The following is a 13,320-nucleotide window of genomic DNA, read 5'->3' as shown; positions in this document are numbered from 1 at the left end:
TCGTCGCACCTCGACCTCCGGTGCCGGTCGGTGGTCGAGGTGTGAGGGCCGCCAGGCCCGAGCCTCGAGACCCGGTGAGGTGGACGTCGGTTCGTACCGTCGGTGGTCGGGCTTGTCGAGACCTTTGCGGGGTCTCGTGGCTCCTCGCCGGGGCTCGTCGCATCTCGACCTCCAAGGTGGTCCCTGCGCTCGCGTGCTGCTCGACCAGCGGTGCGCCGGCTCGCCGGAGGTCAGGTCGTGGGGTCGTCCACGGACCGCACGGCCCGGGTGACGCACTCGAGCGCCATCAGCCGGAGCACGTCGACGGGCACGTCCGCGTCGCCGGAGCGCCCGGTCGTGGAGACCGCGACGAAGCCGTCACCGTCGACGCGGGTGTGGGGCGGGGTGAGGGCGCGCGCGAGGCCGTCGTGCGCGCCCTGCGCGAGGACGTGGCAGCCGGCCTTGTCGAGGGGTGCGTCGGTGAGGACGACGCCGATCGTGGTCTGGCCGCGCTCCGCCTGCGCCATCGCCGCGGTGGCGACGAGGAGGTGGTCGAGGGCGTGCTCGGTCCGGGTGGGCTCGCCGTGGTCGACGTCCCCGAACGCGTTGACCGCCACGAGCGCGGCGACGGTGACGGTGCGACCGCCCACCTCGCGGACGAGCCGGTGGTGGCCGAGCCCGCCGGGCGCCCTATCCGGGCCGCGCATCTGCGAGCGCATCGCGCCCGTGCCGGCGCCGACGCGTCCGGTCACCGGGGCGTCGTCGGCGGCGGTCGCGCAGGCGGCGTACCCCTGCTCGGGCCCGGGTCGGACCGAGGCGTCACCGACGGCGAGGTCGAACAGGCCCAGCGCGGGCACGATCGGCACCACCCCGGCGGGGGTGGGGTGGCCCCGACCCTGTTCCTCGCACCAGCGCATGACGCCGTCTGCCGCGGCGAGCCCGTACGCCGACCCGCCGGTCAGCAGGACGGCGTCCACGCGGGAGACCGTGCGGGACGGGTCGAGGACGTCGGTCTCCCGCGACGCGGGCGCGCCGCCGCGGATCTCGCAGGAGGCGACCGCCGTGCCCGGCAGCAGCACGACGGTGCACCCCGTGGCCGCGACGGGGTCGCTCCAGTGTCCGACCGCGACCCCGTCGAGGCCGAGGGGCCCGGTCACGACCGGGCGGCCTTCCCGCCGGGTGCGTCGCGGTCGGGGCGTGCGGGGGTGTCCGCGGCGGCCGGGTCGGCGGCGTCGCTGTCGACGGCCGCGTCGGAGACACCGACCTTCTTCTCCTCGCGCTCCTTGCGGGCCGCCGCGTCGCCGGAGTCGGGGGCCCGGCCGGGCTCGGCCCCGGGCGCGGTCGCCGCGGTGGTCTCGTCGTCGAGGTAGCGCATCACCTCGGCGACGGCCGCGATCACGGGCACCGCCAGGAAGGCGCCGGTGATGCCGAACAGCGTGCCGCCGGCGGTGACGGAGAGCAGGATGATCGAGGCGTGCAGCCGCATGATCTTGCCCTGCAGCCAGGGCGACAGGACGTTCCCCTCGAGCTGCTGCACCGCGAGGATGATGATCAGCACCCACAGGGCGTCCCCGGGACCGTTGGTCACCAGCGTGACCAGCACGGCCAGGGCGCCGGCGACGATCGCGCCGACGATGGGGATGAAGCCGCCGAAGAACGTCAGCAGCGCCAGCGGGATCGCCAGGGGCACCCCGATGACGACCAGGCCGGTGCCGATCAGGATCGCGTCGATGAGCGACACCAGGGCCTGGGTGCGGATGAAGCCGCCGATGGTGCGCCACACCCGGCCGAGGACCTCCGTGAGGTGGCGGCCGGCGCGGCGGCCGGCGACCCGGTCGACCCACGGCAGGAAGCGGTGGCCGTCCTTGATGAACAGGAAGGTCAGCACGAGGATGATCGCGAGGTTCACGACCGCGTTGGTCGCCGAGCTGATGCCGGCGAACACGCCGGAGCTGATGACATCGGCCGACGACTGGATCTGGTCGGCGATGGCCGCGAGGTAGCCGTTGATCTGCTCCTCGGACATGTTCAGCGGGCCCTCGGTCAGCCACTGCTGGATCGTCGACAGACCCCCGGTGGCGCTGTCCGCGATGCCGGGAGCCTCGTCGATGATCTGCGGGACCATGAACGTGAACAGCAGCGCGATGAGACCGATCCCGAGCACCATCACCAGCACCGCGGCGAGGGTGTCGGGCAGCTTCTTGCGCCGCATCCACGTCACCGGCGGGGCGAGCACCGTCGCCAGCAGCGTGGCCAGCAGGACCGGGAACCAGATGACCCAGGTGTGGCCGATGGCCCAGCCGAGGACGTAGAGCACCGCGGCGAGCACGAGCAGCCGGATGCCCCACCGCTGGGCCATGCCGGCGCCACGGTCGAGGACCGTGGCACGGTCCGGGGTGCGCGCACCGGCGTCGGGGGTCATGGCCCGACCCTAGAGCGTCCGGCAGTGTCGGCCCGCCCTGACGGCGCTGGCACCATGGACGCATGACGACCTTCACGGCGCACAACCGGTCCGAGGCCGTCGTCCCGACCGGTCGCGAGGAGATCTGGAAGGTCCTCACCGACCCGGACCTGCTCGCGAAGCTGACACCCCTGCTGAAGTCGGTCACCCCGGACGGCGACCTGTGGACCTGGCGCCTGGTCCGCATCCCCGTGCTCTCCACCTCCATCGCGCCGCAGTTCACCGAGCGGATGCACTTCACCGAGATGGAGAGCATCACCTTCACCCACGAGCCGCCCCACGGGTCCGGCGAGCGGGCGGGCGCCGAGGGCCACTACGAGCTGACCGAGGTCGAGGGCGGCACCCACCTGGTGATCGACCTCCAGCTCTGCGTCGACCTCCCCCTCCCGCGGCTGTCGTCGCCGGCCGTGTCCGCCGTGATGTCGCAGGTCGTCGTCCGCATGGGCGACAAGTTCGCCGACAACCTGTACGACCACCTGGGCCTGCCCAAGCCCTGACCGCCCCCCGACGAGAGGACCCGCCATGCGCGCAGCCGTGTACGACGCCTTCACCGACACCCCCGAGGCGCCCGGCGCGCTGGAGGTCCGCGAGGTCGACGAGCCCCGCGTCGCGCCCGCGACCGTCCTCGTCGAGGTGCGCGCCGCCGGGGTGAACCCCGTCGACTGGAAGGTCATGACCGGCGGGCTCGACCCGCTGATCCCGGCGGTCTTCCCCGTGATCCCGGGCTGGGACGTCGCCGGCGTGGTCATCGCCGTCGGCCTCGACACCCCCGACTTCGCGGTCGGCGACGAGGTGATGGCCTACGCGCGCAAGGACGTCGTCCAGTCGGGCACGTTCGCCGAGCGGGTCGCCGTCCCGGTGTCCGCGATCGCCCGCAAGCCGGCGGCCCTGTCCTGGGAGCAGGCGGGTGGCCTCCCGCTGGCCGGGGGCACCGCGCTGCGCACGCTGGACCGCCTGGCCGTCGCCGCCGGGGACACCGTCCTCGTGCACGCCGCCGCCGGTGGGGTCGGCCTCCTGGCCGTGCAGATCGCCGTCGCCCGCGGGGCCCGGGTGATCGGCACCGCCTCGGCGGCCAACCACGACCACCTCCGCACCCTCGGCGCCGAGCCGGTGGAGTACGGCGAGGGCCTCGTCGCCGCCGTCCGCGCGCTCGCACCGGAGGGCGTGCACGCGGTCGCGGACTTCGCCGGCGGGCAGCTCGAGGCCACCCTGTCGGTGCTGGCCCCCGGTGGCCGCCACGCCTCGATCGTCGACCCCGACGTCACCGAGCACGGCGGTTCGCGCATCTGGGTGCGCCCCGACGGTCGCGAGACCGCCCGCCTGGGCGAGCTCGCCGCCGCCGGGCTGCTGACCGTCGAGGTCGCCGGCACCTACGGGCTCGACCGGGTCGCCGAGGCCTTCGCCGCCTCCCGCGAGGGGCACGTCCGCGGCAAGCTGGTCATCGTCCCGTAGCGCTCACCGGTGGTCGCACCTGAAGCTCCGGACGGGGTCCGGGCCTCAGGCCCGGTGCGCCGGCTCGGGGTGGCGGTCGGTGGGCGCGGCGCGGTGCTTGTGCCCGGCGTCGTCGCCCCCGGCCGAGGGGCCGTCGGTGAGCCCGTCGCCCTCGACGTCCACCGTCGGCAGGACGCGGTCGAGCCAGCGCGGCAGCCACCAGGCCTTCTCCTTCATCAGGAACATCAGGGCCGGGATGAGCGTCATCCGGACCACGAAGGCGTCGAACGCGACGGCGACGGCGAGCGCGAAGCCCATCGACTTGATGATCGGGTCCTCCTGCAGCACGAAGGCCGCGAAGACGGAGATCATGATGACGGCGGCCGCGGCCACCACGCGGGCGGAGTTCCGGAACCCGTCGAGCACGGCCTCCCGGGCGTCGGCGCCGTGGACGTGGGCCTCGCGGATCCGGGTCACCAGGAACACCTGGTAGTCCATCGCCAGGCCGAACACGATCCCGATCACGAGCACCGGCAGGAAGCTGATGATCGGGGCGCCGTCGACGAGCCCGAGGGCGCCGTCCTGGAACACCGCCACGGTCGCGCCGAGGGTCGCGAGCACCGACAGCAGGAACCCGAGCGTCGCCGTCAGGGGCACGAGGACCGACCGGAAGACGACCATCAGCAGCAGGAACGCGAGCCCCACGACGATCGCGAGGTAGATCGGCAGCGCCTCGTCGAGCTGCTCGGAGGTGTCGACCTGGATCGCGGTCAGGCCGGTGACGCCGAGCGTGGCGCCGGTCTCGGACTCGACGTCGCCCTGCTCGGCGCGGAGGTCGGCGAGGAGGTCGACGGTGGTCAGTGCGGTAGGCCCGGACTGCGGGGTCAGCAGCACGAGGGCGCCGGTCCCCTCCTCGGTGACCTGCACGACCTGGGCGTTCGCGACGTCGTCCTGGCCGCCGGCCCACTCCACGACGCGGCCGTACGCCGCCTGCGGGTCGTCGGACTCCCGCGCGTCGACGACGACGAGCAGCGGGCTCTCCCGGCCGGGGCCGAAGGCGTCCTCGACGAGGTCGGAGGCCTGGCGCTGCGTGGTGTCGGTCGCGGCGGTGGAGTCCGACGGGAACGCGAGCTGGAGGTCGCGGCCCGGCAGCGCGAGCGCGCCGAGGGCGACGACGACGAGCACGATCGCGACCAGCGGCGCCTTCCCGACGAGGCGCGCCCACCGGACGCCGTTGTTGACGACGACGCCGTCGGCGTCCCGCGCCGGGGTGTACCGGCGCACGCGGCCGCCGAAGGCCTTCGAGCCGACCATGCCCAGGATCGCGGGCAGCAGGGTCAGGGCGACGAGCACGGCGATGGTCACGGTCGCGGCGGCCGCGAGACCCATGGCGGACAGGAACGGGATGCCGACCACGGTGAGCGCGGCGAGCGCGATGACGACGGTGAGGCCGGCGAAGACCACGGCGGAGCCGGCCGTCCCGGTGGCCCGCCCGATCGCGCGGCGGGCGTCGCCGCCGTTGGCGTCCAGCTCGGAGCGGTAGCGGGCGAGGATGAACAGGGCGTAGTCGATGCCGACGGCGAGGCCGATCATCGAGGCCAGGATCGGTGTCGTGGTGCCGAGCTCGGTGAAGTACGTCGTGCCGAGGACGCCCAGCAGGCCGAGGCCGACCCCGACGAGCGCGGTGAGGATGGGCAGACCGGCGGCGACCAGCGAGCCGAAGGTCAGGACGAGGACCAGCAGGGCGACGCCGATGCCGACGACCTCGGAGGTGACGCCGAAGTCGGTGAGGGCCTGCATGCCCTGGCCGTTGGCCTCGGCCGTCAGCCCGCTCCCACGGGCGTCGTCCAGGACGTCGGTGATGGCGTCGCGGGTCGACGACTCGACCTCGGTGGGGGTCGGGACGTCGAGGACGAAGCTGATGATGCCGGTCCGGCCGTCGGTCGAGAGCGGGGAGACGGCGGCGGCGTTCTGCTCGACGAGCGCGTCGACCTGCTCGGCGGGCAGCTCCGCGGTGGCCGGGTCCTGCTCGTAGCCCTCCCGCAGCTGCTGCTCGAGCCCCTGGGCGGCGAGGACCGGGTCGACGATGGCCGACGAGCGCGGGTCGGCGTCCGCCTCGGAGAGCTGGGGGAGCCCCTGGAGGTCGGCGACCAGGGAGGTCACCTCGGCGTTGACGTCGGGGTCGGCCAGCGTGGTCCCCTCGGGGGCCTGCACGACGACGTTGACGGTGGCCTGCTCGAGCGCGTCCTCCCCGCCGCCGAAGAGCTCGGACTGCAGGTCCGCGGCCTCCTCGGACTCGATGCCCGGGATGGTGAAGGAGTCGACCAGCGGCTTCGAGGCGAAGCCGGCGAAGGCGCCGACGCCGATCAGCGCGACGAGCCACAGCGCGATGAACGCGGGCCAGCGGCGGTGGGCGGTCGCGCCGAGGCGCTGGAGCAGGGAGGCCATGGGTGTCCTTGTCTGGGGCGTGCCGGGGAAGGGCGGATCAGGTGCGGGAGACGAGCGACCGGGCGGCCGCGAGCAGGCGGGTGAGGTGGTCGACGAGGGGCCGGCCCTCGGTGTCGGCGACGTAGTCGTCCAGGGCCATCTCGGCCAGCGAGACCAGCACCGAGACGGCCACGCGGGCGCGCGTCTCGTCGTACGCCGCGCCCTCGCGGGCGGCGATGTGGTCGAGGAACGGTTCGGCGTACGCCGCGAACCGCTCGTTGCTGGCGGCGAGCAGGCGGGGGTCGGCGAGCATGCGCCGCCCGAGGGCGATCTCCTCGCGGGTGGCGTCGTGGTCGGCGACGACCTCCTCCGCCAGCGCGCCGAGGTCGGAGAACAGGTCGCCGTGGGGTCCACCGGCGCGGAACTGCTCGACGAGGGGGTCGGGGATCACGGGGAACTCACCCAGGACGGCGTCGAGCTTGGACCCGACGTGGTTGAACAGGGTGCGACGGGAGACGTCGGCGGCGGCGGCGAGGTCGTCCATCGTGAAGCCGTCGAAGCCGTGCCGCTCGACCAGCTGCTGCGCCTGGACGGTGATGCGACGGTTGGTCGCGAGCCGCCGCGCCTCGCGTCGGTCCGTGACGCAGGTTGCACTCTTCTGCACGAAGTGCATTCTTGCACTGCAACCCAAGGGAGTGCACATCCGCGGGCACGGATACTGGAGCCGTGCACGCGCCCACCCCCGACGCCGAGGTCCTCACCGAGCCCCTGCGCTCGCGGTGGAGCCCGAGCTCCTTCGACCCGGACCACGTGATCGACGACGCCGACCTCGACGTCCTGGTCCAGGCGGCGCGCTGGGCGCCCAGCCGCGGCAACAGCCAGCCCTGGGTGCTCGTCGTCCTGCGCCGTGACGGACGGAACCACGCGGCGTGGTGCGGGACGCTGGCCCGCGGCAACGCCTGGGTGCGCCGGGCCTCCGCGGTGCTCGTGACCGCCGTCCGCATCGGCCCCGACCCCGACGCCGAGCCCGGCTCGAAGGCGGCGCGGGAGGTGCCCGCGGACTACGCCTGCTACGACACCGGCCAGGCCGCCGCCCACGTGACCCTGCAGGCGCGGGCGCTGGACCTGCACGCGCACCAGTTCTCGGGCATGGACCTCGACGCGGCCGCGGAGGTGCTCGGCGTGCCCGCCCACTTCCGGGTGCTGTCGGGGATCGCCGTGGGTCGCCACCTGCCGCCGACCGAGGACGACCTGGTCGAGCGCGAGGGCCGGCCCCGCGAGCGGCGTACGACGGGCGACGCCCTGCGCGACGGCGGCTGGGACGTCCCCTGGCCCGCTCCGCGGGGGGAGGGTGGCGCCGCGTGACCCGAGGGAAGATCCTGGTCCTCGTCGCGCTGCTGGCGCTGGTCAACCTGCCCCTGGTGTCGTCGTTCCTGGCCGACCGGCAGGTCGCGACCGAGGGGCGTGAGGTCGTCGCGGAGGTCGTCACCACGCAGTCGCAGGGCGACGCCTACGTGGTGTGGCTCGGCTTCACCGGCGAGTACGCCGCCGAGCAGCCCGAGGCCGGCTGGCCGCGCCGGGTCGACGAGGCGACGTACGAGGCGGCGGAGCGCGACGGGACCCTCGAGGTCACGGCCGTGCCGGGGGAGCCGAACGCGTTCCGGGTGCCCGGCGAGGTGGGTTCCCGCACGGGGCTGTGGATGACGGCGCTGGGCAACGTGCTGATCGCGGCCTGGGTGCTGGTCACCGTGCGCCGTTCACGACGACGGGCCGCCGGCGTCGACCCCGAGGACGGGGAGGACGCCGACGGCCCGATGCCGCGCTAGCGGCGGGTCGTCCGCGAGACGACGCGGCGCAGCTCAGGCCGCGTGGCGGCAGGTGCTGCAGGAGCAGTCGGCGCAGACGCAGTTGGCGCACTGGTCCCCGCCGCAGTTGGCGCACTCGCAGGTCGCGTGGTTGCAGGTCGGGCAGGTGCAGCTCGCGCACGAGCAGGTCGCGCAGGAGTCGCTGCAGTCGCCGCACTGGCACTTCGTGCACTCGTCGTAGTGGCCGTCGTGCTCGTGGTGCAGGTGGCCGTCGTGCTCGTAGTCGACGTGGTCCTCGTGCACCACGGCGAGGTGGCCGCAGCCGGGGCCGTGGGTGTGGGCGTGCTTCTCGGCCTCGGAGTGGGGGGCGGTCTCAGCCATCGGTGTCCTCGTGCTCCTTCGTGTGGGTGAACGCGTCGAGGAACACGTGGGCCACGTGGTCGTCCGACAGCGCGTAGGTGGTGGTGCGGCCCGTCCGCGTGGCCGTGACCACGTGGGCGGTGCGCAGCACCCGCAGGTGCTGCGACATCAGCGGCTGGGACACCCCGAGCTCGTCGGTGAGCTCGGAGACCGTGCGCGGCCGATCGGAGAGCCGGTGCACCACCGCCGCCCGCACGGGGTTGGCGAGCGCCGAGAACAGCTCGCTCACCCCGTCGTACGTCGACAGGACCGGTTCCATGCGCAGATCTTTATATGCGCATGTCTGCATGTCAAGCCGCCGGAGCGGGGCTCAGGCGGGGCGGGGCTCGGGCGACACGGGCCGTCCGGCCAGCCGACGGACGAGCGGGACGGCGGTGGCCAGGCCCAGGACGATCCCGAGCTGCATCAGGAACCAGAAGGCGCCGGTGGTCGCGGCGGGCATGAAGGACGAGTAGTGGAGCAGGAGCATCCAGCCGCCCATGCCGACGTCGAAGGCCAGCACGGTCGCGGCGGCGAGTCCGAGCGCCCTGCCGAGGGACGGGACCGCCCCGTGCTCGCGCCCCGCGACGCGGGCGTACGCCGTCAGGAGCAGGACGGCGACCACGCCGATGACGAGGATCATGGGCCACAGGTCGATGCCCGCGATCGTCAACCCGGAGGCGACGACGAGCGGTACGCCGACGAGGTGCGCGAGCGCCGACGCGGCGCCCCCGGGCAGCCCGGCGACGAGCGTCGGGGACGGGTCGTTGACGTCGGCGGCTCCGGGCGCCCGCGCGCCGTGGCGGTGGTGGAGCGCCACCGCGAACGGCCCGAGGTAGAGCGCCGTGCTGACCCACACGAGGTCAGCGGCGGGGGACCCCGTCCCGCGACCGCGGAGCACCCGGACCGCGATCAGGGCCGCGGACAGCAGGGACACCGCGATCCAGCACCAGGCGAGCGGGGTCAGCCAGTCGGGGACGCGGCTCGACATCGACATGTCCACGGGACGGGTCTCCTCGGGTGTGGGGGCGTGACGGGTTCGGTACGCAGCGACCCGGGCCGCCGCGAGCGGCGACCCGGGTCGGGTGGTGCGGGGACCCGCCGGGGCGGGTCCGGGGATCAGCCGAGCGAGGCGACGTCGATGACGGCGCGGTAGCGCACGTCACCGGAGACGACCCGGTCGTAGTAGTCGTCGACCTGGTCGGCGCTGATGACCTCGACGGTGGCGGTGATGCCGTGCTCGGCGCAGAAGTCGAGCATCTCCTGCGTCTCGGGCAGGCCGCCGACCATTGACCCGGCGATGGAGCGGCGGTTCGGGAGCAGCGAGAACGCGCTGATCTCGAGGTTGTCGCTGGGGGCACCCAGGTTGGCCATGACGCCGCCGCGGTCGAGCAGGCCCATGAACGAGTCGAGCGGGATGCCCGAGCCGACGGTGTTGACCAGGATGTCGAACTGGCCGGCGAGGTCGGTGAAGACCTGCTCGTCCTCGGTGGCGTAGTAGTGCGTCGCGCCGAACGCCTTGCCGTCGTCGGCCTTGGCGTCGGTGCGCGAGAGCACGCTGACCTCGGCGCCCATGGCGGCGGCGATCTTGACGGCGACGTGCCCGAGGCCACCGAGGCCGATCACGCCGACACGCTTGCCGGGGCCGGCGCCGTGCTCCTTCAGCGGGTGGAAGGTCGTGATGCCGGCGCAGAGGAGCGGCGTGGTCGCGGCGAGGTCCATGCCCTCGGGGATGCGGACGACGAAGTGGTCGCGCACGACGACCTGCTGGCTGTACCCGCCGTGGGTGCGCTCGCCGTCGTACCCCTCGTCGTTGTAGGTCTGCACGACGCCCTTCGTGCAGTACTGCTCCTCGCCGTCCTTGCAGGCGGCGCACTCCATGCAGGAGTCGACGAAGCAGCCGACGCCGACCGTGTCGCCGACGGCGTGGGCCGTGACCTCGGAGCCGACCTCGGCGACGGTGCCGACGATCTCGTGGCCCGGGACCATGGGGAAGGTCTCGCCGCCCCACTCACCGCGGACCTGGTGGATGTCGGAGTGGCAGATGCCGGCGAAGCTGATGTCGATGCGGACGTCGTCCGGCCGCAGCTCGCGGCGATCGATGCTGGTGCGCTCGAAGGAGGCCGAGGCCTGGGGGACGGACAGGGCGGCTACTGAGTTCATCATATGTCGTGCTCAACGGGGAAGGTCCCCACCTCATTCCGCAGCCGCGACGATGTCGGGTTCCTCACAGGCGCGGGCGAAGGCGCGGATCCGCGCCCGGATCTCGCGACCGAGCAGCCAGGTGCCGATCCGGTCGGCCACCGGCGAGAGCCAGGACGGGCGGGTGGTGAAGGTGTACTTCCAGCGGGCGAGGGTGCCCCCGACCCCGTCGCGGGTCTGCGCCTCGAACCGCCAACCCCCGCCGAAGGAGCCGAAGAACCAGGGCCCGGACTCCATCGTCATCCCCACCGACGTCGGCGGGCGGTAGGACACGTAGCGGCTCACCATCCGCGGCCCGACCCGCGCGCGGGTCAGCGTGCGGACGCCGGCCGCCGCGCTCGTCGCCCCGTCGAGGTGCCGCTGGTCGCGGATGAAGGGGTCCCACCGACGGCGGACCTCGCCGGTGGTCTGGGACACCGCGAAGCAGGTCGCGGGCGGCGCGGGGATCCAGACCTCGGCGCGTACCTGGGGCATGGGCACACCCTGCCCGACCGGCGAGACGGTGTCCTGCCGCGTCGCCGGCTACCGGAGACCGAACTCGTCGCGCCTGCCCTCCGGGACCAGGTCGACGTAGGAGGGGTCGCGGCGGAGGAGCTCGGCCACGTACGGGCACGAGGGGATCACGGCGATCCCGTCGCGCCGCGCCGCGTCGAGGGCGTGGACGACGAGGGCCTTGGCCAGCCCGCGGCCGGCGTACGCGTCGTCGACCTCGGTGTGGAGCAGGTCGATCTGCCCCTCGGTGCGGCTGTAGGCGAGCAGACCGGCCTGCTCGCCGTCGGCCAGGACGACGTAGCGGTCACGGTCGGGGAGGTCCTGGACGACTACCGGCATGCCCCGACGGTAGTGGTGACTTGCCGGTAACCCTCGGAGGCGACGATTGTTCGACCATGGCCGCCACCACGTCGTCGTACTCGATCACCATGCGTCTGCACGCCGACCCCGACCACGCGGTGGTCGGCGAGGTCGCCACCTGCATCGCCCAGGCGGGCGGGATCGTCACCGCGATCGACGTCACCGAGTCGCGCCACGACCGCCTCGTCGTCGACGTCACCTGCTCCGCCGGCAACGCCGAGCACTCCGAGGAACTCGTCGAGATCGTCAAGGCGCTCCCCGGCGTGACGGTGCACAAGGTCTCCGACCGGACCTTCCTGCTGCACATCGGCGGCAAGATCGAGGTCAACTCGAAGGTCCCGCTGCGCACCCGTGACGACCTGTCCATGGCGTACACGCCCGGCGTCGGTCGCGTGTCGATGGCGCTGGCGAAGAACCCCGAGGACGTCCGGCGGCTGACGATCAAGGGCAACTCCGTCGCCGTGGTCACCGACGGCTCCGCGGTGCTCGGGCTCGGCAACATCGGCCCGGGCGCGGCCATGCCGGTGATGGAGGGCAAGGCCGCGCTGTTCAAGCGGTTCGCGAACATCGACGCCTGGCCGATCTGCCTGGCCAGCCAGGACACCGACGAGATCGTCAAGGCCGTCGAGATGATCGCCCCCGGCTTCGGCGGCATCAACCTGGAGGACATCGCCGCGCCGCGCTGCTTCGAGATCGAGCGGCGCCTGCGCGAGAGCCTCGACATCCCCGTCTTCCACGACGACCAGCACGGGACGGCGATCGTCGTCCTCGCGGCGCTGACCAACGCGCTGCGCGTGGTCGAGAAGGACCTGTCGGCCGTCCGGATCGTCGTGTCCGGCGGCGGCGCGGCCGGCACCGCCATCGTCACGCTGCTGCTCGCCGCGGGCGCCCACGACGTGGTCGTGGTCGACCGCGAGGGCGCGATCTGCGCCGGCGACGAGAACCTCTCGGAGTCCCACCGCACGCTGGCCGAGCAGACCAACCCCCGCGGCGTGAGGGGCTCGCTGCACGAGGTGCTGACGGGCGCCGACGTGTTCATCGGCGTCAGTGCCCCCCGGATCCTCGAGCCGGAGTGGATCGACGACATGGCGGACCGCGCCGTCGTCTTCGCGCTGGCGAACCCCGACCCAGAGGTCGACCCCGGCGAGGCCGGGCGTCGTGCGGCCGTCGTGGCCTCGGGCCGCTCGGACTACCCGAACCAGATCAACAACGTGCTGGCCTTTCCCGGCGTCTTCCGCGGGCTGCTCGACGCGCGGGCGTCCGACGTGACGCTCGAGATGATGCTCGCGGCCGCCGAGGGCATCGCGCACGTGGTGACCGACGAGGAGCTCAACGCCTCGTTCATCATCCCGTCGGTCTTCGACACCGCCGTGCCGAAGGCCGTCGCCCGCGCGATCGCGGGGGACTGACCCGCGAGTCGGCCCGTACGTGCGCTGTGGGGGCGCCGAGTCGGCCCGGACGTGCGCCGTGGGGGCGCCGAGTCGGCCCGGACGTGCGCCGTGGGGACGTCGAGTCGGCCCGGACGTGCGCCGTGAGGGCGGCGAGTCGGCCCGGACGTGCGCTGTGAGGGCGTCGAGTCGGCCCCGACCACGGACTGACGCGTTCGCCGCGCCGCACGGCATCGGTGCCTTCGGGCCGACTCGGGGGTCGTGGGGGGTGCGCTCGGGCCGACTCGGGGGTCGTGGGGGGTGCGCTCGGGCCGACTCGGGGGTCGTGGGCGGTGCGCTCGGGCCGACTCGGGGGTCGTGGGCGGTGCGCTCGGGC

The 13,320-nt window shown here is 73.6% G+C and carries 14 protein-coding genes and 1 pseudogene; 5 read left to right on the top strand and 10 right to left on the bottom strand.

Going from position 1 to position 13,320, the window contains the following annotated elements; translation table 11 throughout:
- Positions 1-230: 230 nt before the first annotated feature.
- A complete protein-coding gene (locus tag Q0858_RS21455) occupies positions 231-1,136 on the bottom strand; it encodes a P1 family peptidase (RefSeq protein WP_299058434.1) in 906 nt (301 codons plus the stop codon).
- Entirely contained in the window at positions 1,133-2,401 is a 1,269-nt protein-coding gene (locus Q0858_RS21450; RefSeq protein WP_299058432.1) for an AI-2E family transporter, read from the bottom strand. The genes Q0858_RS21455 and Q0858_RS21450 overlap by 4 nt, the downstream gene beginning before the upstream one ends.
- Positions 2,402-2,463: 62 nt before the next feature.
- On the opposite strand from Q0858_RS21450, the gene Q0858_RS21445 reads away from it, so the two are divergent.
- Together Q0858_RS21445 and Q0858_RS21440 are read left to right on the top strand one after the other, a co-directional pair.
- Positions 2,464-2,937 (top strand): hypothetical protein, encoded by a 474-nt coding sequence (locus Q0858_RS21445; RefSeq protein WP_299058431.1) that lies wholly within the window; start codon positions 2,464-2,466, stop codon positions 2,935-2,937.
- Between the two features lie 25 nt (positions 2,938-2,962).
- Positions 2,963-3,892, top strand: coding sequence for an NADP-dependent oxidoreductase (locus Q0858_RS21440; RefSeq protein ID WP_299058430.1), 930 nt, complete (start codon positions 2,963-2,965; stop codon positions 3,890-3,892).
- A 45-nt stretch (positions 3,893-3,937) separates the two neighbouring features.
- Here the strand turns inward: Q0858_RS21440 and Q0858_RS21435 are convergent, their stop codons facing one another.
- Together Q0858_RS21435 and Q0858_RS21430 are read right to left on the bottom strand one after the other, a co-directional pair.
- Complete coding sequence (locus Q0858_RS21435) at positions 3,938-6,319, bottom strand: MMPL family transporter (RefSeq protein ID WP_299058429.1); 2,382 nt, start codon at positions 6,317-6,319, stop codon at positions 3,938-3,940.
- A gap of 37 nt (positions 6,320-6,356) precedes the next feature.
- Complete coding sequence (locus Q0858_RS21430; RefSeq protein WP_299058428.1) at positions 6,357-6,962, bottom strand: TetR family transcriptional regulator; 606 nt, start codon at positions 6,960-6,962, stop codon at positions 6,357-6,359.
- A gap of 62 nt (positions 6,963-7,024) precedes the next feature.
- Between Q0858_RS21430 and Q0858_RS21425 the strand changes: the two genes are divergently transcribed.
- Together Q0858_RS21425 and Q0858_RS21420 are read left to right on the top strand one after the other, a co-directional pair.
- Positions 7,025-7,663, top strand: coding sequence for a nitroreductase family protein (locus Q0858_RS21425; protein WP_299058426.1), 639 nt, complete (start codon positions 7,025-7,027; stop codon positions 7,661-7,663).
- Positions 7,660-8,124 carry a hypothetical protein gene (locus Q0858_RS21420; RefSeq protein ID WP_299058424.1) on the top strand — a complete coding sequence of 155 codons (465 nt, stop codon included), beginning with the start codon at positions 7,660-7,662 and terminating at the stop codon, positions 8,122-8,124. Before Q0858_RS21425 ends, Q0858_RS21420 begins: the two co-directional genes overlap by 4 nt.
- Positions 8,125-8,157: 33 nt before the next feature.
- On the opposite strand, the gene Q0858_RS21415 is transcribed toward Q0858_RS21420, so the two are convergent.
- The 6 genes and pseudogenes from Q0858_RS21415 to Q0858_RS21390 all read right to left on the bottom strand — a co-directional run.
- Entirely contained in the window at positions 8,158-8,484 is a 327-nt protein-coding gene (locus tag Q0858_RS21415; RefSeq protein ID WP_299058422.1) for a hypothetical protein, read from the bottom strand.
- Positions 8,477-8,782 (bottom strand): metalloregulator ArsR/SmtB family transcription factor, encoded by a 306-nt coding sequence (locus tag Q0858_RS21410; RefSeq protein ID WP_299058420.1) that lies wholly within the window; start codon positions 8,780-8,782, stop codon positions 8,477-8,479. The genes Q0858_RS21415 and Q0858_RS21410 overlap by 8 nt, the downstream gene beginning before the upstream one ends.
- A gap of 51 nt (positions 8,783-8,833) precedes the next feature.
- The gene (locus tag Q0858_RS21405; protein WP_299058436.1) at positions 8,834-9,499 is read right to left on the bottom strand and encodes a DUF4396 domain-containing protein; all 666 of its coding nucleotides are present in this window, start codon (positions 9,497-9,499) and stop codon (positions 8,834-8,836) included.
- A gap of 122 nt (positions 9,500-9,621) precedes the next feature.
- The gene (locus tag Q0858_RS21400) at positions 9,622-10,668 is read right to left on the bottom strand and encodes an NAD(P)-dependent alcohol dehydrogenase (protein WP_299058418.1); all 1,047 of its coding nucleotides are present in this window, start codon (positions 10,666-10,668) and stop codon (positions 9,622-9,624) included.
- Between the two features lie 30 nt (positions 10,669-10,698).
- Entirely contained in the window at positions 10,699-11,178 is a 480-nt protein-coding gene (locus Q0858_RS21395; RefSeq protein ID WP_299058416.1) for an SRPBCC family protein, read from the bottom strand.
- Positions 11,179-11,226: 48 nt separating this feature from the next.
- Positions 11,227-11,538, bottom strand: a pseudogene (locus tag Q0858_RS21390) (GNAT family N-acetyltransferase); the annotation flags it as partial.
- Positions 11,539-11,591: 53 nt separating this feature from the next.
- On the opposite strand from Q0858_RS21390, the gene Q0858_RS21385 reads away from it, so the two are divergent.
- A complete protein-coding gene (locus Q0858_RS21385; RefSeq protein WP_299058414.1) occupies positions 11,592-12,965 on the top strand; it encodes an NAD-dependent malic enzyme in 1,374 nt (457 codons plus the stop codon).
- Positions 12,966-13,320: the final 355 nt, after the last annotated feature.

It is taken from the genome of uncultured Nocardioides sp., assembly GCF_947489365.1.
Classification (GTDB): Bacteria; Actinomycetota; Actinomycetes; order Propionibacteriales; family Nocardioidaceae; genus Nocardioides.
This window is presented reverse-complemented; position numbering and strand designations above follow the sequence as displayed.